Source organism: Streptomyces cupreus (assembly GCF_014257025.1).
Classification (GTDB): Bacteria; Actinomycetota; Actinomycetes; order Streptomycetales; family Streptomycetaceae; genus Streptomyces; species Streptomyces cupreus.
Genome location: NZ_JACMSF010000016.1, coordinates 88,242 through 111,657, shown reverse-complemented (window position 1 = coordinate 111,657; position 23,416 = coordinate 88,242). Strand labels below are relative to the sequence as shown.

At 70.8% G+C, this 23,416-nt stretch carries 21 protein-coding genes; 16 read left to right on the top strand and 5 right to left on the bottom strand.

What is annotated here, in order from left to right; all coding sequences use genetic code 11:
- Window positions 1–14: 14 nt before the first annotated feature.
- The 4 genes from H4N64_RS17250 (at window position 15) to H4N64_RS17235 (ending at window position 6,151) form a co-directional block, all read left to right on the top strand.
- Complete coding sequence (locus H4N64_RS17250; RefSeq protein WP_186283220.1) at window positions 15–1,550, top strand: DUF4331 domain-containing protein; 1,536 nt, start codon at window positions 15–17, stop codon at window positions 1,548–1,550.
- Between the two features lie 147 nt (window positions 1,551–1,697).
- Complete coding sequence (locus H4N64_RS17245) at window positions 1,698–3,008, top strand: tetratricopeptide repeat protein (protein WP_186283219.1); 1,311 nt, start codon at window positions 1,698–1,700, stop codon at window positions 3,006–3,008.
- A complete protein-coding gene (locus H4N64_RS17240; RefSeq protein ID WP_186283218.1) occupies window positions 3,005–4,513 on the top strand; it encodes a nickel transporter in 1,509 nt (502 codons plus the stop codon). Before H4N64_RS17245 ends, H4N64_RS17240 begins: the two co-directional genes overlap by 4 nt.
- Window positions 4,514–4,546: 33 nt before the next feature.
- A complete protein-coding gene (locus H4N64_RS17235; protein WP_186283217.1) occupies window positions 4,547–6,151 on the top strand; it encodes a serine/threonine-protein kinase in 1,605 nt (534 codons plus the stop codon).
- An 18-nt stretch (window positions 6,152–6,169) separates the two neighbouring features.
- Here the strand turns inward: H4N64_RS17235 and H4N64_RS17230 are convergent, their stop codons facing one another.
- The gene (locus H4N64_RS17230; RefSeq protein WP_186283216.1) at window positions 6,170–6,964 is read right to left on the bottom strand and encodes an SGNH/GDSL hydrolase family protein; all 795 of its coding nucleotides are present in this window, start codon (window positions 6,962–6,964) and stop codon (window positions 6,170–6,172) included.
- Window positions 6,965–7,225: 261 nt separating this feature from the next.
- On the opposite strand from H4N64_RS17230, the gene H4N64_RS17225 reads away from it, so the two are divergent.
- The 7 genes from H4N64_RS17225 to H4N64_RS17195 all read left to right on the top strand — a co-directional run bounded on the left by H4N64_RS17225 (window position 7,226) and on the right by H4N64_RS17195 (window position 16,743).
- Window positions 7,226–8,434 (top strand): S8 family peptidase, encoded by a 1,209-nt coding sequence (locus H4N64_RS17225; protein WP_186283215.1) that lies wholly within the window; start codon window positions 7,226–7,228, stop codon window positions 8,432–8,434.
- Window positions 8,435–8,576: 142 nt separating this feature from the next.
- Complete coding sequence (locus H4N64_RS17220) at window positions 8,577–8,999, top strand: hypothetical protein (protein WP_222109049.1); 423 nt, start codon at window positions 8,577–8,579, stop codon at window positions 8,997–8,999.
- Window position 9,000: 1 nt separating this feature from the next.
- Window positions 9,001–10,098 carry a GNAT family N-acetyltransferase gene (locus tag H4N64_RS17215; RefSeq protein WP_186283214.1) on the top strand — a complete coding sequence of 366 codons (1,098 nt, stop codon included), beginning with the start codon at window positions 9,001–9,003 and terminating at the stop codon, window positions 10,096–10,098.
- A 335-nt stretch (window positions 10,099–10,433) separates the two neighbouring features.
- Complete coding sequence (locus H4N64_RS17210; RefSeq protein ID WP_186283213.1) at window positions 10,434–11,255, top strand: glycosyltransferase family 2 protein; 822 nt, start codon at window positions 10,434–10,436, stop codon at window positions 11,253–11,255.
- The gene (locus H4N64_RS17205) at window positions 11,252–12,241 is read left to right on the top strand and encodes a glycosyltransferase family 2 protein (protein WP_186283212.1); all 990 of its coding nucleotides are present in this window, start codon (window positions 11,252–11,254) and stop codon (window positions 12,239–12,241) included. Before H4N64_RS17210 ends, H4N64_RS17205 begins: the two co-directional genes overlap by 4 nt.
- Window positions 12,242–12,251: 10 nt before the next feature.
- Window positions 12,252–13,052 (top strand): polysaccharide deacetylase family protein, encoded by an 801-nt coding sequence (locus tag H4N64_RS17200; RefSeq protein WP_186283211.1) that lies wholly within the window; start codon window positions 12,252–12,254, stop codon window positions 13,050–13,052.
- The gene (locus H4N64_RS17195) at window positions 13,045–16,743 is read left to right on the top strand and encodes a polysaccharide biosynthesis protein (RefSeq protein ID WP_186283210.1); all 3,699 of its coding nucleotides are present in this window, start codon (window positions 13,045–13,047) and stop codon (window positions 16,741–16,743) included. The genes H4N64_RS17200 and H4N64_RS17195 overlap by 8 nt, the downstream gene beginning before the upstream one ends.
- Window positions 16,744–16,758: 15 nt before the next feature.
- Here the strand turns inward: H4N64_RS17195 and H4N64_RS17190 are convergent, their stop codons facing one another.
- On the bottom strand, window positions 16,759–18,174 hold the full coding sequence (locus H4N64_RS17190; protein WP_186283209.1) for a GH39 family glycosyl hydrolase: 1,416 nt from the start codon (window positions 18,172–18,174) through the stop codon (window positions 16,759–16,761).
- Between the two features lie 132 nt (window positions 18,175–18,306).
- Between H4N64_RS17190 and H4N64_RS17185 the strand changes: the two genes are divergently transcribed.
- Window positions 18,307–19,401: a DUF5925 domain-containing protein gene (locus H4N64_RS17185; RefSeq protein ID WP_186283208.1), complete on the top strand. Its 1,095-nt coding sequence runs from the start codon at window positions 18,307–18,309 to the stop codon at window positions 19,399–19,401.
- A 15-nt stretch (window positions 19,402–19,416) separates the two neighbouring features.
- The gene (locus tag H4N64_RS17180) at window positions 19,417–20,187 is read left to right on the top strand and encodes a DUF72 domain-containing protein (RefSeq protein WP_186283207.1); all 771 of its coding nucleotides are present in this window, start codon (window positions 19,417–19,419) and stop codon (window positions 20,185–20,187) included.
- Between the two features lie 4 nt (window positions 20,188–20,191).
- Here H4N64_RS17180 and H4N64_RS17175 read toward each other — a convergent pair whose 3' ends face one another.
- Window positions 20,192–20,560: a GntR family transcriptional regulator gene (locus tag H4N64_RS17175; protein ID WP_186283206.1), complete on the bottom strand. Its 369-nt coding sequence runs from the start codon at window positions 20,558–20,560 to the stop codon at window positions 20,192–20,194.
- A gap of 70 nt (window positions 20,561–20,630) precedes the next feature.
- On the opposite strand from H4N64_RS17175, the gene H4N64_RS17170 reads away from it, so the two are divergent.
- Window positions 20,631–21,563, top strand: coding sequence for a GNAT family N-acetyltransferase (locus H4N64_RS17170; protein WP_186283205.1), 933 nt, complete (start codon window positions 20,631–20,633; stop codon window positions 21,561–21,563).
- Window positions 21,544–22,044, top strand: coding sequence for a ribonuclease FAU-1 family protein (locus H4N64_RS17165; RefSeq protein WP_186283204.1), 501 nt, complete (start codon window positions 21,544–21,546; stop codon window positions 22,042–22,044). Before H4N64_RS17170 ends, H4N64_RS17165 begins: the two co-directional genes overlap by 20 nt.
- A 5-nt stretch (window positions 22,045–22,049) precedes the next feature.
- Here the strand turns inward: H4N64_RS17165 and H4N64_RS17160 are convergent, their stop codons facing one another.
- Window positions 22,050–22,661, bottom strand: a complete 612-nt coding sequence (locus tag H4N64_RS17160) for a class I SAM-dependent methyltransferase (protein ID WP_186283203.1) — start codon at window positions 22,659–22,661, stop codon at window positions 22,050–22,052.
- A 139-nt stretch (window positions 22,662–22,800) separates the two neighbouring features.
- On the opposite strand from H4N64_RS17160, the gene H4N64_RS17155 reads away from it, so the two are divergent.
- Window positions 22,801–22,938 carry a hypothetical protein gene (locus tag H4N64_RS17155; protein WP_186283202.1) on the top strand — a complete coding sequence of 46 codons (138 nt, stop codon included), beginning with the start codon at window positions 22,801–22,803 and terminating at the stop codon, window positions 22,936–22,938.
- Window positions 22,939–22,946: 8 nt separating this feature from the next.
- Here the strand turns inward: H4N64_RS17155 and H4N64_RS17150 are convergent, their stop codons facing one another.
- A complete protein-coding gene (locus tag H4N64_RS17150) occupies window positions 22,947–23,396 on the bottom strand; it encodes a GNAT family N-acetyltransferase (RefSeq protein ID WP_186283201.1) in 450 nt (149 codons plus the stop codon).
- Between the last annotated feature and the right edge of the window lie 20 nt (window positions 23,397–23,416).

The following is a 23,416-nucleotide window of genomic DNA, read 5'->3' as shown; positions in this document are numbered from 1 at the left end:
CGAGGACGGACGGCATGACACCTATCTCCAGGAGCGGCGCGGGACGCGCGAGCGTCGCGACTCTCATCTGTGGTGCGCTGGCCGCCGGAGGGCTCGCAGCCGCCGGCGTGACCGCGCTGGAACCGGGGGCGGCCTCCGCCTCCAGCCACCGGGAGGCCCCGCTGATCTCGGGGACTCCGCAGTACGACAACACGGACGTGTACGCGTTCGTCAGCCCCGACAAGCCGGACACGACGACGATCGTCGCGAACTGGATCCCCTTCGAGGAGCCGGCCGGCGGACCGAACTTCTTCACGTTCGCCGAGGACGCGCAGTACGACATCCACATCGACAACAACGGCGACGCGCAGGGCGAGCTGCTGTACCGCTTCACGTTCAAGACGCATGTGAAGAACAAGAAGACGTTCCTGTACAACACCGGCCCGGTCGAGAGCCTGGACGACCCGGACCTGAACGTCACGCAGTCCTACGACATCGATCTGCTGCGGCTGAAGAACCAGCACCTGGTGTCGAGGACGAAGATCGCCGACGATGTGCCGGTGGCGCCGTCGAACGTCGGCAAGGCATCCATGCCGGACTACGCGAAGCTGCGCTCGCAAGCTGTCCATCAACTGGCCGGTGGTGCCTCGTCGTTCGCCGGTCAGGCCGATGACCCGTTCTTCCTCGATCTGCGGGTCTTCGACCTGCTGTACGGGGGGAATCTGAGCGAGGTCGGGAACGACACGCTCAAGGGGTACAACGTCAACTCGATCGCGTTGCAGGTGCCCACGCACATGATCACGGAGTCGGCCGAGCAGCCGATCGTGGGCATCTGGTCGACCACCCAGCGCAAGAACGCGCAGGGGCACTTCGCTCAGGTGTCCCGGCTGGGCATGCCGCTCGTGAACGAGGTCGTCAATCCGCTCAAGGACAAGGACAAGTTCAACGCGAGCGCGCCCTGGGACGACGCGCAGTTCCTGAAGAACGTGACCAATCCCGAGCTGCCGAAGCTCATCGAGGCGATCTACAAGATCCCGGCGCCGGCCGAGCCTCGCAACGACCTCGTCGATGTGTTCCTCAAGGGCGTGAAGGGGCTCAATCAGCCGCCTCATGTGCGTCCCGCGGAGGAGCTGCGGCTGAACACGTCCATCAAGCCCGCCGCCGAGCCGAAGCGGCTGGGGGTGCTCGACGGTGACAACTCCGGGTTCCCCAACGGGCGTCGGCTGACGGATGACGTGATCGACGCGTCGCTTCAGGTCGTCGAGGGTGAACTCGTGGGCTCCAAGAACGACTTGGGGGACGCGGTCGACAAGAACGACAAGGACTTCGAGAAGGCGTTCCCGTATGTGGCGCTGCCGACGGAGGGGTCTCGGGGGCCGCTGGCGAAGGGTACCTCCGGTGGGAACGACGTGCGCAATCAGCTAGGGGACGCGTTGTCGCCTGCGGGTTCCTCCGGGGGTTCCTCCGACACCACGCTGATCGCGGCTTCCGCGGGGGCGGGGGCTATCGGTGTCGTTCTGATCGGGGCCGGGTTGCTTTGGTGGCGGCGGATGCGGGAGCGGGCGTACTAGGCGCTCCGCTGGGGTGCGGGGATTTCCTTGGCCGCGACTCGTATGTGGCTGGTCGCGCCCACGCGGCGGAGCCGCAAATGGATGCAGCCCCGCGCCCCTGACCGGCGTATCCCTTCCGTTTCTTCGTCAGTGATCCAGGAGAGGGCAATGATCTCGCGCACCCACATCCAACTCGGGCTGTGTGCCGGGTTGTTGGCTATTGCGCTTACCGCGGGGGCCGTCGCGTTCGGAGGGGATGTTCCGGAGAACGGCGTCCCCGCCGTTTCCCCGGTGAGTCTCGCCTCGGGGGACCTCGACGCCAATGTGTCGTCGCTGCAACGCCATCTGCGCGAGCAACCTCGGGACTTCAGCGGCTGGGCGACCCTTGGTCTCGCGTATGTGGAGCAGGCCCGCATGAACGGCGACGCCTCCCGCTACCCGCAGGCCGAGCGGGTACTGAAGCGGTCCCTGTCGCTGGAGCCCGGAAATGATCAGGCCCTCGCCGGACAGGCCGCCCTGGCAGCGGCTCGGCATGACTTCCCGGACGCCCTCAAGTACGCGGAGCGAGCGCTGAAGGCCAATCCCTACAGTGAGCGGGCGCTGGCCAGCCGGGTCGACGCGCTGGTGGAGCTCGGGCGCTACGACGACGCCGCCGAGGCCGCCGACGTCGCCGACGAGCGTCGGCCGGGAGTCCCCGTCTTCACTCGGTACGCGTACGTGCACGAGCTGCGCGGCGACGTGAGGACCGCGCGGCGCGTGCTGGAGCAGGCGCTCTCCTCGGCCACCGCTCCCTCGGACGTGGCGTACGTGGCCACTCAGCTCGGCCAACTCGCCTGGAACCAGGGCGATTACGAGGAGGCCCTGCTCCAGTACGCGCGTGCCCTCGCCGCCGACGACACCTATCTGCCCGCGCTGGAGGGCCGCGCCCGTGCGCAGGCCGCCGGTGGGGAACCGGAGGCGGCGGTGAAGGGCATGGAGGCCGTCGTCGCGCGGTCCCCGCTCCCCGGGCCGCTCGTCGTGCTCGGCGAGTTGTACGAGGCCGCCGGTCAGGACGACCGAGCCGGCGACCAGTACCACCTCGTCGACGCCTGGACCGCGCTCGCCCGGGCCAACGGCGTCAACGTCGACCTCGACACCGCGCTCGCCGCCGCCGACCACGGCGACGCCGACGCCGCCCTGCGCGCGGCCCGCGCCGAGTGGGACCGCCGCCGTACCGTGCACACCGCCGACGCCCTGGCCTGGGCCCTGCACATGAACGGCCGTGACGAGGAGGCACTGCCCTACGCGCGCCGGGCCACGGCCACCGGCTACCGCAACGCGACGTTCCTCTATCACCGGGGCATGATCGAGCGCGCCGCCGGTCATGAGCGGGACGCCGAGAAGCATCTGTCGGCGACCCTGCGGCTCAACCCGGGCTTCTCGCCGCTCGGCGCCCGCGAGGCCCGTACCGCCCTGAAGGATCTGGAGGCGGGCGAGTGACCCTCCGTCGTCTGGTCGCCTCCGGCGCGGCCGTGCTCACGGCCGTCGGCGCACTCGTGCTGGCCGCCTCCCCGCCCGCGAGCGCGCACCCCCTCGGCAACTTCACCGTCAACCGTTACGACGGACTCGTCGCCGCCCCCGGCGCCCTCCGCGTGGAGCATGTCGAGGATCTCGCGGAGATCCCGGCGACCCAGGCCGAGCCGGACATCCATCGGCTGGGCCTCGACGAATGGGCCGGGCGGCGGTGCGCAACCGCCGCCCGGGACAGCGCCCTCACCGTCGAGGGCCGGAGCGTCCCCCTCACCGTCGAGAACAGCCACGCGCGCGTGGGGCCCGGACAGGCCGGCCTCGACACCCTGCGCGTGGAGTGCCTGCTCCGCGCTCCGCTGCCCGACGCCGAGAGCCTGGAGCTCGGCTTCCGCGCCGCCGGTGCGGAGTCCGGGCCGGGCTGGCGGGAGATCACCGCGCGCGGCGACCGGATGACGCTCACCGCCTCCGACGTACCGAAGGAATCGCTGTCCGGTGAGCTGACCGGCTACCCCGAGGAACTGCTCTTCTCCCCCGCCGACACCGCGTCCGCCTCCCTGAGCGTGCGTCCTGGCGGGCCCGCGCTGGCCGAGGAGGAGCGGGACGCACCCGCCGCCTCCGTGCTGCCGCGTGGCGCCGACCGCTGGACGCGGGCCCTGGACTCGCTGGTGGCCCGGAACGACCTCACCGTCGGTTTCGCCGCGCTCGCCCTGTGCATCGCGGTCGGCCTCGGCGCGCTGCACGCCGTCGCCCCGGGCCACGGCAAGACGCTGATGGCGGCGGTGGCCACGGCCCGTGGCGGGCATGCCCGGATGAAGGACGTCCTGCCGCTCGCCGCCTCGGTGACGGTCACCCACACCCTGGGCGTGGTCGCCCTGGGCCTGCTGGTCACCGCGGGCTCTGCGGCGGCGCCGTCCGTGATCGCCTGGCTGGGCATCGCCAGCGGCGCCCTCGTCACCGCCGCGGGCGCGACCCTCGTACGACGGGCCTGGCACAGCCGGAGCCACCAGCACACGCACTCCCACGCGCCCGTGCACGAGCGCACCCCCGTCCTGGTCGGCGCCCACACCCACGAGCACACGCACCCGGTCACCCACACCCACGGTGGCCATACGCACACCCACGCCACCGCCCCCACCGTGCGCGGCACGATCCTCCTGGGGTTCGCCGGTGGGCTCGTGCCCAGCCCCTCCGCCGTCGTGGTCCTGGTCGGTGCCGCGGCGCTGGGGCACGCCTGGTTCGGGCTGCTGCTCGTCGTGGCGTACGGGGTCGGGCTCGCTCTCACCCTCGCCGCGGCGGGGTTCGCCGTCGTACGGCTGGGGGCGGGGGCCGGCAAGGTCCTGGAGCGGCGGCCGCGCTGGGCCGCCCATCCGCTGGCGGGTCTGGTCCGCCGTACCGCACCGCTGTTGTCCGCGTTGGTCGTCGTAGCTCTTGGGGCCGGATTGGTGCTCAAGGGGGCGGCATCCGCACTCGGTTGAGCTACTTTGTGAGGAAAAGGAGATTTCGCGCGCATGCGAATGGGGGCGCCCGTGTCCGACGCACCGGGCAGTGAACGAGTGATCGCGGGCCGCTACCGTCTCCTGTCCCCCCTGGGCGAGGGCGGTATGGGGACGGTCTGGCGCGCCCGGGACGAGGTGCTGCACCGCGAGGTCGCCGTCAAGGAGGTGCGCGCCCCGCACGGTCTGCCGGCCGCCGAGGTGGAGCGGATGTACGCCCGCCTGGAGCGCGAGGCGTGGGCGGCGGCGCGGGTGGCGAACCGGAATGTGGTGACGGTGTACGACGTGGCCACGCAGGACGGCCGGCCATGGATCGTGATGGAGCTGGTGCGCGGGATCTCGCTCGCGGAACTCCTGGACGCCGAGGGCCCGTTGCCCCCGCAGCGCGCCGCGCACATCGGTGCCGAGGTGCTGGCGGCGCTGCGGGCCGCGCACGGGGCCGGGGTGCTGCACCGGGATGTGAAACCGGCCAACGTCCTGCTGGCGAACGACGGCCGGGTGGTGCTCACCGACTTCGGGATCGCCATGGTGGAGGGCAGCTCCGCGCTGACGATGACCGGTGAGGTGATCGGCTCGCCCGAGTTCCTCGCCCCGGAGCGGGCGCTGGGCCGCACGCCCGGCCCCGAGTCCGACCTGTGGTCGCTCGGGGTGCTGCTGTACGCCTCGGTCGAGGGCAACTCCCCGTTCCGCCAGGACACCCCGCTCAACACCCTGCGCGCGATCGTCGACGAGGAGCTGCCGCCGCCGCACCGGGCCGGTCCGCTCGCCCCGGTGATCGAGGGACTGCTGCGCAAGGACCCCGCCGAGCGGCTGGCGGCGGAGCAGGCGGAGCAGGAGCTGCGGATCGTCGGCGCGGGAGGCACTCCCCGCGCGGGGACGGTACGGGCGACGCCGTTCGCCCCGACCGTCGCCGCGCATCAGCAGCCGCCGACCCCGCCGATGCCCTATCCCACGGCGCCCACCACCCCCACGCCCTCCACCGGCCCCGAGCGCCCCGACCGCAACCGGCGTGCCGCCGTCGTCCTGGTCGCGGGCCTCGCCGCGCTCGCGCTGGCGGTCGCCGGACTGACGTACGCCCTGCTGAACCGGGAGGACGGCGGCGACGGGGCCCAGGGCGACACCACCAGCCAGGCGGAGACGGGAACGAAGACGACACCGTCCGAGACCGACGACGACACCCCGACACCGACGCCGAGCGAGACTCCGACGCGGACGACCCCGCCGCCGCAGTCCGTGCAGGTGTCCCTGGCCGGGTCGAACACGGAGTACGAGGGTTCCTGTCCGCCGCCGGAGGCCGAGGCCCCGGCCTTCACGGCGACGTTCACGGTGGGGCGGCTGCCCGCGGAGGTCAGCTATCGCTGGGTGTCGCGGGACGGCGATGTCATGGACCAGGGCTGGAAGACGCTGTCGTTCCCGGAGGGCGGCACCAAGACCAAGCAGGACCGGGCGTTCGTGACGACATCCGCCGGAAATTCGGACAGCGGGACCTTCGAGAACGAGATCAGCGTCGAGGTCCGGGATCCGGTGGAGACGACCTCCAACTCGGTTCCGTTCTCGGTGACGTGTGTGACGGAGACCCCGACGGACGGGGTCTCCCCTTCCCCTTCACCGAGCGACTGAGACCAAACTGCTGAAGGATCAGGCGGCGCTGTTCAGGACCGGCAGATAGCCGCCGGACTGGCCGGCCGCGGTCGGGTGGTACGACTCGCCGATGTTGAACCAGTTGACGCTGTGCAGCCAGGAGCTGCCGGAGCAGATCTCATGGCCGGTGAAGGTGGTGCGGACGTCGCCGAACGTGAAGGAGTGCGCGGCGGCGCGGCGGGCGACTGCGGCGTCCAGGTAGTCGGCCGCGTCGTTGATGGCCTTGCGCTTGGTCTCCGAGAGGCCGAGGCACGACTGGCCGAGCTTGTAGAAGCGCGGGTAGCCGAGCACGACCACGTGGGCGGACGGGGCCTTGGAGCGGATCGCCGAGTAGACGCTGTCGAGCTTGCCGGGAAGCGTCGAGTCGACGTACGCCTTGGCGGTGTTGATGCGCGAGATGCAGGAGCTGTCGGACTGGAGCACACAGGTCGTCATGACGTCGGCGAACCCGGCGTCGTTGCCGCCGACGCTGATGGAGACCAGGGCGGTGCTGGAGTTGAGCGGGCTCATCTGATTGGCCAGAACATCACCCGTTCGAGCGCCCGAGCAGGCGGTGAAGGCGAACGACGAGGGTGAGTTGGCGGCCGCCCACAGGTACGGGTGGGCCTTCGTGCTGCGCTTGCAGTCGCCGCTGGAGCTGATGTAGCTCCCGGCGCCGACGCCTGACGCGTAGGAGTCACCCAGCGCCACATAGGGGCCCGTGGCGGCCTGGGCCGAGCCCGCGCCGGTGAGCACGGCGCCGAGGGCGAGGAGGAGCGAGCTGACGTAAGCGGCAATTCGGGAACGTCTCATGGAACCTCCCTTTAGCAGGATCTCTGCCACAACTGTCGTAGCAACTACGCGTGTTGATGGGAAGTGTTCATGTCAAGACTTTCGACCACGAATCGACCGGCACCCTATGTGTTCACTATGAATTTGATTACGTGTCCATGACAGCTTTGTTGACAACCCCTCAACTCTCTTGTTCTACGCACGTAGAGCACCGAGTCTTTATCCACCCCACAGACGCGTGCCCACCCAAGCGCGCGTCGCCAATGAGGAGGACTCCCTCGTATGGCACAACTGCGCAGCAAGAAGCTCCGGTTCGCCGCGGCAACCGGCCTGGCGACCGCAGCCCTCGTCGGCGGACTCACCTCCCTGCCCGCCCAGGCCGCACCGGCCGAGGGCAAGGTCCTTGCCGCCGGCTCCCCCACGGCCATCAAGGACAGCTACATCGTCACGCTGAAGAAGGGCGCCGGCCTCAAGGCGTCCTCCAGCGAGGGCAAGGGCCTGATCAAGGAGTACGGCGGCTCGGTCAAGAAGACGTTCGGCAAGGTCCTCAACGGCTACTCGGCCACCCTCTCCGCGGCCGAGGCCCGCGGACTCGCCGCCGACCCGGCGGTGGCCTCCGTCGAGCAGAACCAGCGCGTCCGGCTCGCCGACACCACCCAGACGAGCGCCCCCTGGGGCCTGGACCGGATCGACCAGACCTCGCTTCCGCTCTCCGGCACCTACACCTACCCGGACAGCGCGGGCAGCGGAGTGACGGTCTACGTCATCGACACCGGCGTCCGGATCACGCACACCCAGATCAGCGGCCGTGCCTCCTACGGCTATGACGCGGTCGACGGCGACACCACCGCCTCCGACGGCAACGGCCACGGCACCCATGTGGCCACCACGATCGCGGGCTCGACCTACGGTGTCGCCAAGAAGGCGAACATCGTCGCGGTGCGCGTGCTGAACAACAGCGGCTCCGGCACCACGGCCGGCGTGATCGCGGGCATCGACTGGGTGACGGCGAACCACTCCGGGCCCTCGGTGGCCAACATGTCGCTCGGCGGCGGCGCCTCCACCTCCCTGGACACCGCGGTCGCCAACTCCATCGCCAGCGGCGTGACCTACGCGGTCGCGGCGGGCAACAGCAGCGCCAACGCCTCCTCGTACTCCCCGGCCCGGGTCGCCTCGGCGATCACGGTCGGCGCCACCACCAGCACCGACGCCAAGGCCGGCTACTCCAACTACGGCTCGGTCCTGGACATCTTCGCGCCCGGCTCCTCCATCACGGCCGGCTGGTACACCAGCGACACCGCGACGAACACCATCTCCGGCACCTCGATGGCGACCCCGCATGTCGCGGGCGCGGCCGCGGTCTACCTGGCGAACCACGCCTCGTCCACACCGGCCCAGGTCGCCTCGGCCCTGACCAGTGGCGCGACCACCGGCAAGGTCACCAGCGCGGGCACCGGCTCCCCGAACCGGCTCCTGAAGCTCGTCCCGTAACGCCCGAACCACCTGTTCCCCGGAGGTGCCCCACTCGCCTCCGGGGAACAGTTGTCTGTCCGTTCTCGCCGTCTTGACGGCCGCCGCGGGCCTGCGCCACATTGAAGTCCGGCATCCGGCGCTTCGGGGGGCAAAGTCGCCAATGCAGACGTTAAGGCTGAAGACATCTTCAACGGACGGCGCCCAGCGCGCGCGACCAGGACCGGGGGACCTGGCGCCGCTGCTGGCGGGCGCCGCGACGGCCGTGGGGGCGGCCGGCGCGCTGCTCGCACTCGCCGACAGCGACTCACCGCTGCGCGGCCCGCTCACGCTGTTCTTCCTGCTCGCGACACCGGCCGCGGCCATCGCCGCCGCCCTGCGCGGGCTCGATCCCTTCGGCCGGACGCTCGCCTCGTTGGCGGGCGCGGTCGTCGTCGACATGCTGGTGGCCCAGGGGATGCTGGCCACGCACCAGTGGTCGGCCACCGGCGGCATCGTGGCCGTGACCGCGCTCAGCTCCCTGATCTTCCTGCTGGTTCTGGTACGGCGGCTGCGCGGCCGTACGGAAAGAAGGCGGAATCCCTGACGTGGACATCAGCGTGTACCGTCCCGGCGAGCTGACCGCCGCCGACCGGACGGCGTGGACGGCGATGCAGTCCAAGGCCCATCTCAACGGGTCGCCCGAGCTGGCGAACCCGTTCCTGTCACCCGAGTTCGCGCTGGCCGTCGGCCGCTGCCGCAGCGGCGTGCGGATCGCGGTCGTACGCGAGTCGGGCGAGCCCGCCGCGTTCTTCCCGTACCAGAGAACGGCCGCCGGCGTGGGCCGGGCCATCGGGCTCGGGGTCTCCGACGCCCAGGGCGTGGTGCACCGGCCGGGGTTCACCTGGGACGCCAGGGAACTGCTGCGGGCCTGTGGGCTCGCGGTGTGGGAGTTCGACCACCTCGTCGAGGGCCAGACGGGGTTCCGGGCCGAGGCCACCGGCTCGTTCCCCTCGCCGGTCATGGACGTGGACCAGGGGTACGAGGTGTATCTCGGCCAACTTCGGGAGCGCTCCCCCAAGTTCACCCGGACCACGCTCGCCAAGGAGCGCAAGCTGGGGCGCGACCACCCCGGCGTGCGGTATGTGCACGACGAGCGGGACCCGGCCGCGCTGCGCACCCTGATGGGCTGGAAGTCGGCGCAGTACCGCAGGACCGGGCGCAGCGACCGCTTCGCCCAGGACTGGATCACGCGGCTTGTGGAGCAGCTGTTCCACACCCGCACCGAGTCGTTCGCCGGGGTCCTGTCGGTGCTGTACGCGGAGGACAAGCCGATCGCCGCGCACTTCGGGCTGCGTACCGAACGGGTGCTGGCCTGCTGGTTCCCGGCGTACGACCCGGCGTTCTCGAAGTACTCCCCCGGTCTGGTGCTGCATCTGCGGATGGCCGAGGCGGCCGCCGCCGACGGCATCGCCTATCTGGACCTCGGCCGGGGCCAGAAGGAATACAAGGACTCCCTGAAGTCACGCGAGCTCAGCGTGGCCGAGGGGTGGGTGACCCGGCGTCACCCGGTGGCGCTCGGGCATCGGGCACGCCGTGCCCCGGTGCGGGCCCTGCGCAATGTCGTCGTGTCCCGGCCGGAGCTGTTCGAGCCCGCCGACCGCCTGCTCAAGCGGGTGGGAAAGATCCGCTCAGGTCGGAAGTAACGGATAAACCAACAAAAAACGTGAGGCCTGGTTCCAGGTCTTGCCATAAGGACGCAATAGTCAATACCGTCGTACATCTCACCCGCATCGGACCACCACTTACGCGGACCAGGGGAGGGCTCAGGGCCGCGGTGGCATCGGCGCGGGGCGCGGTAGGGGGGTGCCGCACTCGGCCGGCGTACTGGAGGTGCGCGCGACCGAGGCGTGCCGCGCAATCGGCTGTCGCCTTGGCGGAGCCGGTGAGTTATGCCAGTGAATAACCCCCCTTTCGAACCGGACACACAGCCGGGCCGCCCCAGGGGCGGGCGGTCCACCGGACGAGAGGGACCAGACTCATGAACTCAGTTCTGCGCCCGGCGGCCACGGGCGAGAAGTACCGCACAGCAGGGGCGTACCGGCCCGTCTCCTCGCATCTGGCGATCGCGCCGCCGGTGAGCGTCGTCATCCCGGCCATGAACGAGGCGGAGAACCTTCCGTACGTCTTCAAGACCCTGCCGGACTGGATCCACGAAGTGGTGCTGGTCGACGGCAACTCAACCGACAACACCGTCGACGTGGCCCGCGAACTGTGGCCGGACGTGAAAGTCGTGGAGCAGCGGGGCAAGGGCAAGGGGGATGCCCTGATCACCGGGTTCGAGGCCTGCTCCGGCGACATCATCGTGATGGTCGACGCGGACGGCTCCGCCGACGGGCAGGAGATCGTCAGCTATGTCTCGGCGCTGGTCTCGGGCGCCGACTTCGCCAAGGGGTCCCGCTTCGCCAACGGCGGCGGCACCGACGACATGACCTTCATCCGCAAGCTCGGCAACTGGGCGCTGTGCACGATCGTGAACCGCAAGTTCGGCGCCCGCTACACCGACCTGTGCTACGGCTACAACGCCTTCTGGCGGCACTGCCTGGACAAGATCGACCTCGACTGCACCGGCTTCGAGGTGGAGACCCTGATGAACATCCGGGTGGTCAAGGCGGGTCTGAAGGTGCAGGAGATACCGAGCCACGAGTACCTCCGCATCCACGGCACCAGCAATCTGCGCGCGGTGCGGGACGGGTTCCGGGTGCTCAACGTGATCCTGAAGGAACGCTCCAACCGGCGGGATCTGCGCCGCCGCGCCGAGCGCTCCCCGATGCTCGACTCGGTCCGGGGAGAGGTGTCTTGAGCGGTCCCGACATCTCCGTCGTGATCTGCGTGTACACCGAGGACCGCTGGGAGGACATCCTCGCGGCGGTCGCCTCGGTGCGGGCGCAGTCCCGCCCGGCGCTGGAGACGCTGCTGGTCGTCGACCACAACGACCTCCTCAGGGAGCGTCTGGCCAAGGAGTACAAGGAGGCCACGGACGTGCGGGTGCTCGCCAACGCGGGTCCCCGCGGCCTGTCCGCCGGCCGCAACACCGGTATCGCCGCCTCCTACGGCGAGGTGATCGCCTTCCTCGACGACGACGCCGTGGCCGAGCGGGACTGGCTGCGGCACTTCGCCTCGTCGTACGCCGACCCGCGGGTGATGGCGGTCGGCGGACGCACCGAGCCGATCTGGGCCTCGGGCCGCCGTCCGGCGTGGTTCCCGGAGGAGTTCGACTGGGTGGTCGGCTGCACCTACCGCGGCCTGCCACCGGGCCGGGTCCGGGTGCGCAACGTCCTCGGCGGCAACGCCTCCTTCAGGCGTACCGCGTTCGACGCGGCGGGCGGCTTCGCCACCGGCATCGGACGCGACGGCGACAAGCGGCCGCTGGGCTGCGAGGAGACGGAGCTGTGCATCCGGCTCACCCGGGCCAGACCCGACGCCGTCCTGTTGATCGACGACCGTGCGGTGATCCACCACCGGGTACCCGAGGCACGCGAGCACTTCGGGTACTTCCGCACGCGTGCCTACGCCGAGGGCCTGTCGAAGGCGCTGGTGGCCCGGAGTGTCGGCGCGGACAAGGGACTTGAGTCGGAGCGCCGGTACGCCACCCGGGTGCTGCCCGCCGGGGTGGCGCGCGGACTGCGGGACGCGGTACTGGCCCGGCCGGGGGGCGCGGGCCGGGCGGGCGCGATCGTCGCCGGGGTGCTCACCGCGGCCGGTGGGTATGTCGTCGGGAGTGTCCGGGCGCGCAGGGGCGGCGCCACCTACTCGGTGGCGGCGATCGAGGGGGGCGGGGATGAGTAGCGGCTCGGTGATGAGTGACGCCGCCGTGCCGATCCTCATGTACCACGCGGTGTCGTCCGAGCCGAACGACGCCACCCGTGGGTTGTCGGTGACGCCCGAGGCGTTCGCCGAGCAGATGGCGGTCATCGCCGACCTGGGCCTCAGCCCGGTCAGCACCACGGATCTTGCCGCCTGTTGGCGCCACGGCTGCCCACTGCCCGCACACCCGGTCCTGGTCACCTTCGACGACGGCTACGAGGGCGTGCACCGGCACGCACTGCCCGTGCTCGCCAAGCACGGCTTCCCCGCCACGCTGTTCGTCTCCACCGGCTGGCTGCGCGGCCCGTACGACACCGGCGGCGCCCTGGACACCATGCTCGACTGGGACCAGGTCCGCGAACTGGCCGCCGCCGGAGTGGAGGTAGGCGGCCACAGCCACACCCACCCCCAGCTCGACCAGCTCCCGGACGACGCGCTGCGCCGGGAGCTGATCCTGTGCAAGGAGATCGTCTCGGACCAGCTCGGCACGGCCCCCGCCTCGTTCGCCTACCCGTACGGCTACTCCAGCCGCCGGGTCCGCGAGGCGGTGCGCGAGACGGGGTACGCCCAGGCGCTCGCCGTCGGCAACGGCCTCGCCCGGCGCCGGCAGGGGCCGTACGCGCTGCGCCGGGTCACCGTGCGGCGCAGCACCGGCGCCGAGGAGTTCCAGCGGCTGGTCGAGGGCCGCGCGATCACCCGTACATTCGCCCGGGACCTGGCCCTCACCAAGGGCTACGCCATGGTCCGCAGAGCCCGACAGATACGCCGGAAGGCCATCCGAACCCGTGTCTGACACGACGACCACGACCGAGGCCGCGCAGCCCGCCGCCCAGGCGCCCGAGCAGTCGGGGCGCGGCAGCCAGCTGTTCCGCAACGCCTATGCCCTGATGCTCAACACCGGGATCTCCGCGGTACTCGGTCTCGGTTTCTGGCTGGCCGCGGCCCGCTACTACTCCGAGTCGGCGGTCGGCCAGGGCTCCGCCGCGATCGCCGCGATGAAGTTCCTCGCGGGCCTGACCGCGGTGACCCTGACCGGCGCGCTGGCCCGGTTCATCCCGATCGCGGGCCGTGCCACGGGACGGCTGATCTTCCGTACATACGCGGGCAGTTCGGTGGTCGTGGCGCTGGCCGCGGGGGTCTTCCTGGTCACGCTGGATGTGTGGGGGCCCTCGTACCGGTTCCTGGACGGTCCGGTCAACGGGCTCGGCTTCGTGGTGGCCGTCGTCGCCTGGAATCTGCTGACCCTCCAGGACGGGGTGCTGACCGGGCTGCGCAGCGCGCTGTGGGTGCCGGTGGGCAACACCGCGTTCTCCGCGGTGAAGCTGGGCCTGCTGGTCGCCTTCGCGGCGGCGATCCCGACGACCGGGGTGTTCGTCTCCTGGGTCGCGGCCATCGCGATCTCGGTGCTGCCGCTGGGCTGGCTGGTGTTCCGGCGTCTTGTGCCACGGCATGTGAAGTCGACCGAGGAGCACGCGAAGCCGCCCTCGCTGAAGGAGGTCGGCAAGTTCCTCGCGGGCGACTACACCGGCTCGCTGTTCTCGCTCGCCGTGGTCTATCTCATCCCCGTGATCGTGGCCGCGCAGGTCAGCTCCGAGGACAACGCGTACTTCTACATCACCGCGACGATCGGCGGCACGGTCAATCTGCTCGCCATCAACATGGGCGCCTCGCTGACCGTCGAGGGCTCGCACGACCCGAGCCGGCTCGCCGCCAACACCCGGGCCGCGCTCAGGCGCATGGCGAAGATCATGATCCCGGTCGCGGCGATCCTGTTCTTCGGGGCGCCGTGGATCCTGGGTGTGTTCGGCACGGGGTACGCGGACGCGGCGACCCCGCTGCTGCGCTGGTTCGCGATCGGCGGGCTGCTGCGGGTCGTGATGGAGACGTACTTCGCGGTGCTGCGCGCGCAGAGCCGCACCGCGGGACTGGCCTGGCTCCAGGGTCTGTTGTGCGCGCTGGTGCTCGGGCTGACCCTGCTGCTGCTCCCCCGGATGGGGCTGACCGGCGCGGGTGTCGCCGAGATCTGCGCACTGGCGGTGATCGTGGCCATCGCGGCGCCCAAGCTGTACCGGACCGTGATGACCGCGCCGGCCGAGATCCCCGAGGGCTTGGCGCCCGACGGTGACCTCGCCGACCTGGGGAGGCGCGAGCCGGCCGAGGGGGCGCGGGGGCGCGGGCCCGTCTGGGCGCTGGACAGCGACACCCTCACCCTCGGCATCCACGTCGACTTCGACCACCTGGACCGCCGCCCCGACGTCCGTCCCGGACCTGGCACCCCGCCCACCGGTCTGCCCGCGGTGAAGGGGGTCGAGCACCGGCCGACGTGGGCCGTCGGGCTGCCCGTGGAGAAGCGGGAGCCGGAGGTGGACGCGCCCTTCGAGGCGGAGGAGAAGGCGGTCGTACCGGCGGTGCCGGAGGCGGTACGGGAGGAGGCGCGCGAGCCCGAGGAACCTCCCGTGGGGGCGGGGCTGTCGCCGACCCGGCTCGGTGTGGTCCTCGGCTGTCTGCTGACCGCCGCGCTGCTGCTGTACTGGGTGCCCGCGCTGCGGCTCGGCGAGGCCGATCTGGACGAGATGGGCGGGCTCGGGCTGATCTCCGTGCTGCCCATGCCGACGCTGATCGGCGCCGGGCTGCTGGTCACGGTCTTCGCCTCGCTGCTCTGGCTGGGCCGCGAGCACCGGGCGCTGCTGCTGGTCACGCTGCTGGCGACCGTCGTATCGCTGCACGCCCTGCCCGCGCTGATCGAGACCGAGCCGCGGTTCGCCACGGCCTGGCAGCATCTCGGGTTCCTCGACCACATCGACCGCACCGGGTCCGCCGTACCGGACCTGGACGCGCGCTGGAGCTGGCCCGGCTTCTTCGCGGTGGCCGCGTTCGTGGCGCAGGCCTGCGGGGTCTCGGATCTCACCGAGGTCATCCGCTGGTGGCCGCTGACCATGCAACTGCTGTATCTGGTCCCGATGTTCCTGCTGACCCGCTCGATGCGGGCGAGCTGGCGGGCCCGGTGGACCGGCATCTGGGTGTTCGTGCTGAGCGGCTGGGTCGGCCAGGACTACTTCTCGCCGCAGGGGTTCACCTATGTGCTGTATCTGGTGTTCGCGGCGATCCTGTTGGTGTGGTTCCGGGCGCCGCGGGTGATCTGGACGAAGGTGCGGCCGGGTGAGCTGGAGGTCGAGCCGACGGACCGGCGGCAGCGGGCGGTGCTGCTGCTGGTGGTCATGGGGCTGTTCGCGGCGAGCGTGCCGGCCCATCAGCTGACCCCGTTCGTGATGCTCGGCGTGCTGGCGGTGCTGGTGCTGGTCGGCCGCAGCGAACTGCGCGGGCTGCCCGTCCTGTTCGGTGTCATGGTGGTGTCCTGGATCGGCTTCATGGCCGAGCCGTACTGGTCGGGGCACTTCGACGAGCTCTTCGGCGGCGTCGGCGGCGTCGGCTCCAATGTCTCCTCGTCGGTCTCCGGCCGTATCGAGGGCGGCAGTTCCACCCACAAACTGGTGCTGTACACGCGCGTGCTGCTGGCCGGCGGTGTGATGGCCATGGCCTGCTGGGGCTGGTGGCGCCGCCGCGACCACAAGTACCGCGAGCGGTCCCTGCTGGTCCTCACCTTCGTCCCGTTCCTCGGCTTCGGCATGCAGAGTTACGGCGGCGAAATGGCGCTGCGCGTTTTCATGTTCGCGCTGCCGGGCGCGGCCCTGCTGACCGGCCTCGCCCTCTTCCCGCGTACCGGCGTCACCGCGAAGGAGCGCGACAAGGACCGGGTGAGCCTCGCTCCACTGGCCGCGTTCATGGCGGGCCTGGTGCTCATGGGCGGCTTCCTGGTGGCCCGTTGGGGCAACGAGCCGTTCGAGCGGATCCGGCCCGGCGAGGTCGCTGCCATGGAGTACGTGTACGCCCATGACGATCCGAGCGTGCGGCTGCTGTGGCTGAGCAACGACACGGTCAACGTCGTGACGCCGTCGATGCCGTGGGGTGCGCGGGACATGGAGAAGGTCGAGTATCTGCCGACGCCGGCGCCGGTGGACCCGGTGCTGGTGTCGGGCCTGGTCAAGGCGCTCAAGGACGCGGGTCCGAACTCGTATCTGATGATCAACCGCAGTCAGGTCACCTATCTGCGGATGGACGTCGGCTATTCGGAGAGCTGGGAGCCTCGGCTCATCCAGAACCTGGACCGGCGCCAGGAGCTGAGGAAGGTGTTCGTCAACGAGGACGTGACCATGTACGCGCTGCGCAAGCAGCCGGCGGGCGAGGTGCCGAAGGCCGATCCCGGTCCGATCGGGCCGCAGGTGACCTGGACGCCCTGGTCGGTGGTCGGGGCGCTGGCGGCGCTCGCGCTGATCGTGCTGCTGGCGGCGCGCGAGGTGGTCAGGGTCGCGGTGCGGCCGAGCGTGCGCCAACTGCGCTGGCTCCAGGGCAGTTTCTGGTTCTCGCTGCCGCTGCTGGCGGTGCTGCTGGCCGCGCTGGTGCAGCGGTTCCTGACGATCAACTGAGGACCGCGGTGGGGTTCAGGTGGCTTCGCGGTCGAGCCACCTGACCTCGTAGGCCTGCAGCTTGATGCGCTTGCCGTCGACGGTCGCCTCGGTGGACCGGTCGAGGGTGTTGACGATCAGGGCGGTCCTGTCCGTGGCCAGCACGCGTACGTGCGAGGCGACGGTCAGCTCCCGGTACTCGGTGCCCGGCGGGAACTCGGCGGCGAACCGGGCCAGCAGGTCGTACATGGGCAGCTTCTGCCCGCCGTCCTCGCCGCTGGTGGGCGTCCAGAGGCAGCCGGGGCATTCGGTGCCGTTCTCGGCCTCGGGGTTCCAGTAGAAGCCGGAGGTGGCGCCGCCCTTGGCCATGGCGATCAGTCCGGCGGCGTGGACGGCGGCCCGGCGGGTCTCCGACCAGCCGTGCCGGTTGTCGTCGCCGTCGGCGGGCTCTACGTAGTACTCGGCCCACCACAACGGCAGCTCCCCACCGGTCTGCCGCCGCACCCACTCTCCTACGGCGGTGAACTTGTCGGTCGCCGCGAACTCGTCGGGCAGAAGTTCGTCGTCCCGGGTGTAGCTGGAGCCGTCCACGACGACGAAGTCCGCGCCGACCTTGTGCTCGTTCCAGTAGGAGAAGGCGTCAAGAACGCGTCGGTCCATCGCGCCCCAACTGCCCTTGAAGGTCGGGGAGGCGTGCTCCTCGCGCGGATCGAGGCTGTCCATCACCAGATACGGACCGCCGACCATGATCTCCGGGTTGACCTTCTTCAGCGCCCGGTGGATGAGGTTGTACAGCTCGGTGTAGCCCTCGTAGTCCCAGCGGGCCTCGGCGTCGTTCCAGAAGCCCTTGAACTCGTTCCAGACGACGAAGTGCCGTACGTCCGGATAGCGTTTGGCGACCGTCACCGCGAGCGCGGCGAAGTCGTCGAAGTGCTCGGGCTCCGGCGCGGTCTCCAGGGCCGCCTGGCTCCAGTCGGTGCTGTCGACGCCGGCCTCGCCGCCCTTCATCCAGTCCGGGGCGCAGCACAGGGTGACGACCGGGGTGCCGCCCGAGGCACGGACGAAGTCGATGCGGCGGTCCATCGCCTCGAAGTCGTAACGCCCCTTCACCGGCTCGGGGTTGTCGGCGCCCCAGCCCATGATGTGCTGGATCTGCGGTATCCCTTCGGGGAGTCGCCGCTCGACCCGCTCCACCGCGGCCGCGTCGCCCTCGTCGGCGCTGAACCGGGTGTGGGTGAACCCCCAGCCCACCTCGGGGTTCGTGGCGTTCGGCGTGGCGGTCGGGGTGCCGTGGACCTTGTCGCCGTCGCGTGTGGTGCCCTGGGTGCTCGCGCCGTTGCCGGGCAGTGTGTTGAGCAGGGTCACCACCAGGGCCAGAGCGGCCGCGCCCACACCGAGCAGCGCGGTGAGCCGCCACCGCCGTGCCCCCGAATTCCACCCATGTCGTCCCATCGAGGGCAACGGTAACGGGGGTGACGGGCGCGCGGGCAGGTTTCGGCGGTGAACAGTCCCGGCGCATTTTCGATGAACGGCCTCCGGGGGAAATCCAGTGCGCGAAGGGCCTTCGTGGCGGATCATGGCGACATGTCTGCGAACCCACACGACGCTCTGCCGATCCGGCTCAACGTCGACGACAGCGACTCACCGTCCGATGTCGTCGACGCGCTGTTCCTCGGCCGCTTCGCGACGGGCGAGCAGCCATACTCGCACGCGGCGAACATCGACCGCGTACGCTCCGGCGCGACGCTTCTGCCGCCGGGCGCCCGGGTGCTGCGCATGGCCCGCGACGACGACCGCAGCGCGACCCTCGCGGAGGGCGACGGCTGGACCCTGCTGGTCTCCCGCTGGAACCGCGGCGCCGATGTCACGGTCACCGCGACCAGCGCGGACCTCGCCAAGAAGGTTCTCGACCAGGCCACGGACGGCGCGGCGGACGAGCCCGAGCCGCAGCCGGAGAACGTGACCATGGGCTTTTGGTACGTCTCCCCCAGGCGCGGCCCGCACCGCACGACCCGCCAGATCTCCGCGGGCACGTGGGAGGAGATCCGCGCCAACTACACGGCACCCGTGGCGGACGCGATGGACCGCCTGATGAAGACGACCCCCGAGGACATCGCGGGCCGGCTGCTCCTGCTGCACGGCCCGCCGGGCACCGGGAAGACCTCCGCGCTGCGCACCCTCGCCCGCTCCTGGCGGGACTGGTGCCAGGTGGACTGCGTGCTGGACCCGGAGCGGCTGTTCAGCGACGTCGGCTATCTGATGGACATCGCGATCGGCGAGGAGGACGGCACCGGCAAGGGGCGCTGGCGGCTGCTGCTCCTGGAGGACTGCGACGAGCTGATCCGCGGCGAGGCCAAGCACACGGCGGGCCAGGCGCTGTCCCGGCTGCTCAACCTCACGGACGGCCTGCTCGGCCAGGGGCGCAATGTCCTGGTCGGCGTCACCACCAACGAGGACCTGGAGCGCCTCCACCCGGCCGTGGTCCGCCCCGGCCGCTGTCTGGCCCGTATCGAGGTCGGCCCGCTGACCAGGGCGGAGGCGGTGGGCTGGCTGGGCGCCGAGGAGGGCGTGGGCCGCGAGGGCGCCACCCTCGCGGAACTGTACGCGCTGCGCCGTGGCACATCCCCGACCTCACTGCCGGAGCCGCGGGGCGGGGCGGACGCGGGCCTGTACCTGTAGTGCTTTCATGAAGGTATGACCCTCTACGTCGGTACGTCGGGGTGGCAGTACAAGGACTGGCGGGACGTCCTGTACCCGTCCGGCTGCCCGATGCGGCTCTGGCTGGAGGAGTACGCGGAACGCTTCACGACGGTCGAGCTCAACAACGCGTTCTACCGGCTGCCGTCACGGGAGAACTTCGAGGCGTGGCGGGACCGGGTGCCCGGGGACTTCGTGGTGGCGGTCAAGGCGAGCCGCTACCTGACGCACATCAAGCGCCTGCGGGACCCGGAGGAGCCGGTGGAGCGGCTGATGAGCCACGCCGCGGGTCTGGGCGACCGCCTGGGCCCGGTGCTGCTCCAGCTCCCCCCGACGCTGCACGGAGACCCGGGCCTGCTGGACGCTTGCCTCGCCTGTTTCCCGTCCGGCACACGGGTGGCGGTGGAGCCGCGGCACGACTCGTGGTGGACCCGGTCGGTGCGTGAGGTCCTGGAGTCGCGTGGCGCGGCCCTGTGCTGGGCGGACATCCAGGCCCGCCCGGTCACCCCACTGTGGCGCACCACGAACTGGGGCTACGTCCGCTTCCACCAGGGCCGGGCCCAGCCGTGGCCCCGCTACGGCCGACAGTCCCTCGCGACGTGGGCGAGCCGCATCGCGGACACGTGGCCCGACAGCCGGGATGTGTACGCGTACTTCAACAACGACCCGGAGGGGGCGGCGGTGAGGGACGCGGTGACGTTCGCCCGGGTGGCGACGAAGGCGGGGCTGACGGTGACGCGGGTACCCGATGAGGTCCCCGCGCACTGACCCCTCAGTCCTCGTACACCGCCCGCAGAGCATCTCGTACGGCATCCAGGGCCTCCCCCTCGGCCAGCCCCAGCCGCCGCACACGCTCCGCGTACGCCTGAGCGGCCGACGCGGCTTCCCGTTCCGCGGCCGAGCCGGCGGCGGCCACGAACGTGCCGTTGCGGCCCCGGGTCTCGATCACCCCGTCCGTCTCCAGCGCCCGGTACGCCTTGGCGACCGTGTTCGCGGCGAGCCCCAGGGACCCCGCGAGACCCCGCACCGTGGGCAGCCGGTACCCCACCGGCAGCACCCCGGTCCGCGCCTGCTCGGAGATCTGCGCCCGCACCTGCTCGTACGGCGGCGCGCTGTCATCGATGTGGATCTTCAAGGTCACGGACCGATTGTCCCGTACCCGCGGGAAAATGAGAGGCACACGGCGTGCTCCGCCCGTAGCGTGCGACCACATGACTGTCATCGTGCGCGAGATCAGGCCCGAAGTCCGAGCCGATCTGGAGGGTTTCGCCGCCGTCCGGCACAGCGCCCTCCCCTTCTACCTCATCACCCCGGACTCCCTCGCCCACGATCTGGCCCACTTCCATCCCGAGGCCCGCTATCGCCCCCTCGTCGCCGAGGAGGACGGCGAGATCATCGGCTCCGCGCAGGTCGGCCTGCTCCACGAGAACCCCGAGCCGGTCCAGGGCTTCGTCAACGTGTACGTACGCCCGGACCGCACCCACCGCGGCGCGGGCACGCTCCTGGTCCGCACCGCCGAGGAGTACCTGGCCTGCCTGGGCGCGAACCGGCTGCTGGCCTGGGTGCTGGACGAGCCCGGCAACCGCGCCTTCGCCGACGCGCACGGCTACCGGGCGGGCCGTTCCGCGCACTTCCTGCGGCTCGACCTCGCGAACGGCACGCTTCCGCCGCTCCAAAACCTGCCGCCCGGCGTGGAACTGCGCCCCGCATCCGACTTCGCCGACAATCCGCGCCCGGTGTTCGAACTGGACGCGGAGACGACGGCGGACGAACCCAGCGAGGCCGGCGCCGCCGAGCTCACGGACTACGAGGCCTGGCTGGAGGAGACCTGGTGGCACCCGCTCACGAGCCTTGAGCTGACCACGATCGCCCTCGTCGACGGAGTGCCCGCCGCCTTCACCGCCGCCCGCACGGACGGGGGCACCCGGTACAACACCGGCATGACCGGCACGGCCCGCGCCTTCCGCGGCCGGGGCCTGGCCAGGCTCGCCAAGAACGACTCCCTGCACCGGGCGCGCGCGGCCGGTTACACGGAGGCTTTCACGGGCAACGACACCGGCAACGAGCCGATGCTCGCGATCAACAAGTGGTTCGGATACGAAGTCTGTGCGACGGAGGTGCGCTATGTCCGTGAACTCGGCTGAGCCCGGGGCGATGGTGGACGTCGTCCTGGTCAAGGGCGGCCGTACGAAGATCGGTTACCCGGCGGAGCTCCTCTTGGACGACGGCACCCGTATCACCGTCCGCGCCCCCTGGGCCGGTGACGAGACCCGCGACTTCGGCTTCGTCCGCTTCGAGCGGGGAGACGTCTTCACCGAGCACTACTGGCGGGACCGCTGGTACTCCGTGAAGGAGGTCCGCACCGCGGACGGCACGCTCAAGGGCTGGTACTGCGACATCACACGCCCGGCGGCCTTCTCCGGCACGGAGTTGGTCGTAGAGGACCTGGACCTGGACCTGTGGCGCTCGGCCGACGGCACGGACGTACGACGGCTGGACGAGGACGAGTTCGAGGAGAGCGGTCTCAAGGAGCGCGATCCGCAAGCCGCGGCGGCGGCCGTCGCCGCCCTGGACGAACTGGAGGCCCTGGCGCTCAAGGGCGACTTCGAGTCGCTGCTGACCTGAGCCGCTCACATCGTCGCCACCACCGCGTACCGCTCGTCGTCCACGGCCTTCCCCCACAGCAGCGGGTCGCCGGACAGTCGCTCCACGCGCACATGCGAGGCGAGCGGAGCGAGGAGACCTGTGAGCAGGTCGGCGGCTATGCCGACCGGGCTGACCGTCCCCCACACGCCCTCGACGAGGACGAGCCGCCCTCCCGGGCGCACCAGGCCCCGCCAGTGCCGCAGTACGCGCCCGGGGTCTGGCAGCGCCCACAGGAGATGCCGTACGAGCACGACGTCGAACCGCTCCTCCACCGGCGGCGCCGCCGCGTCACCGACCAAGAACGCGGCGTCACGCCCGGCGAGCTTGGCGCGGGCGAGGTCGACCATGGCCGGGGACCGGTCCACCCCCGTGACCCGGTGTCCCTGTTCGGCCGCGAGCAGCGACAGACTGCCGGTGCCGCAGCCGAGGTCGAGCACATCGCTCGGCCGCCCGGGCAGCCAGTCGCGCAGCCGTCCGGCCCAGGCCCGGCGCACCTCGGGGTCGCGCAGGCCGTGGTCGGGCTCGTCGTCGAAGGAGGCCGCCGCGGAGTCCCAGTCGACACCCGGCGCAGTCGTGCTGTCGCTGTCGTTCGCCATAGGGCCGAGAGTGACACACGCCACTGACAGTCGAATCGTGACAACGGCCACTGACAGAACGCCACCGATGAGGAACCCTCGCCGAAAGGGTCTACCTCCGTGAGAACGCGGAACTCGGTAGGCACTGAAGGAGGCAGCCATGCGCCGCATCACCGTGCAGAAGCCCCTGAAGAAGACGGACTCGCGCCGGATGACAGGCGAGGAGGCCGACGAGCGCCCCGGGGGACGCCCGGAGGTCCGCAAGGACATCGCACGAACATGGTGGCCGGACGGCTGACCGACAACTCAGTCCAGACGCTTGCGGTAATGGATGCGGTCGTAGGGGCCGTCCACCCGGCGTTCGACGAACTCGTAGCCGAACTGCGGATAGATCTTCTGGTTCTCCCACATCTTGGCATTGGTGTAGAGCCTGACCTCGGGCAGCCCCCGCACGCGCGCGTGTGCCTCCACGAACTCCAACAGCCGCCGGCCCACACCCGTGCCCTGGGCGTCGGGGTGGACGGCGATGTTGTCGAGGTACAGATGGTCCTCGTGCTCCTCGACCACCACGAGGCCGATCACGGGCTCTCCCGTGACGAACACCCGCCCCGCGGCCACATTCGCCGCGTGGTCCCGTTCCATGGGCTGCGGCACACGGCCGATCCGCTCGATGTAGTGGTGGTACGCGGCGTCGGTCACGCTCTTCACGGCCGCCACGTCGGCGGCGTTCGCGGGTCGGATCTCGTCGTCTGCCATGGCTCGGACCGTACCTGTCT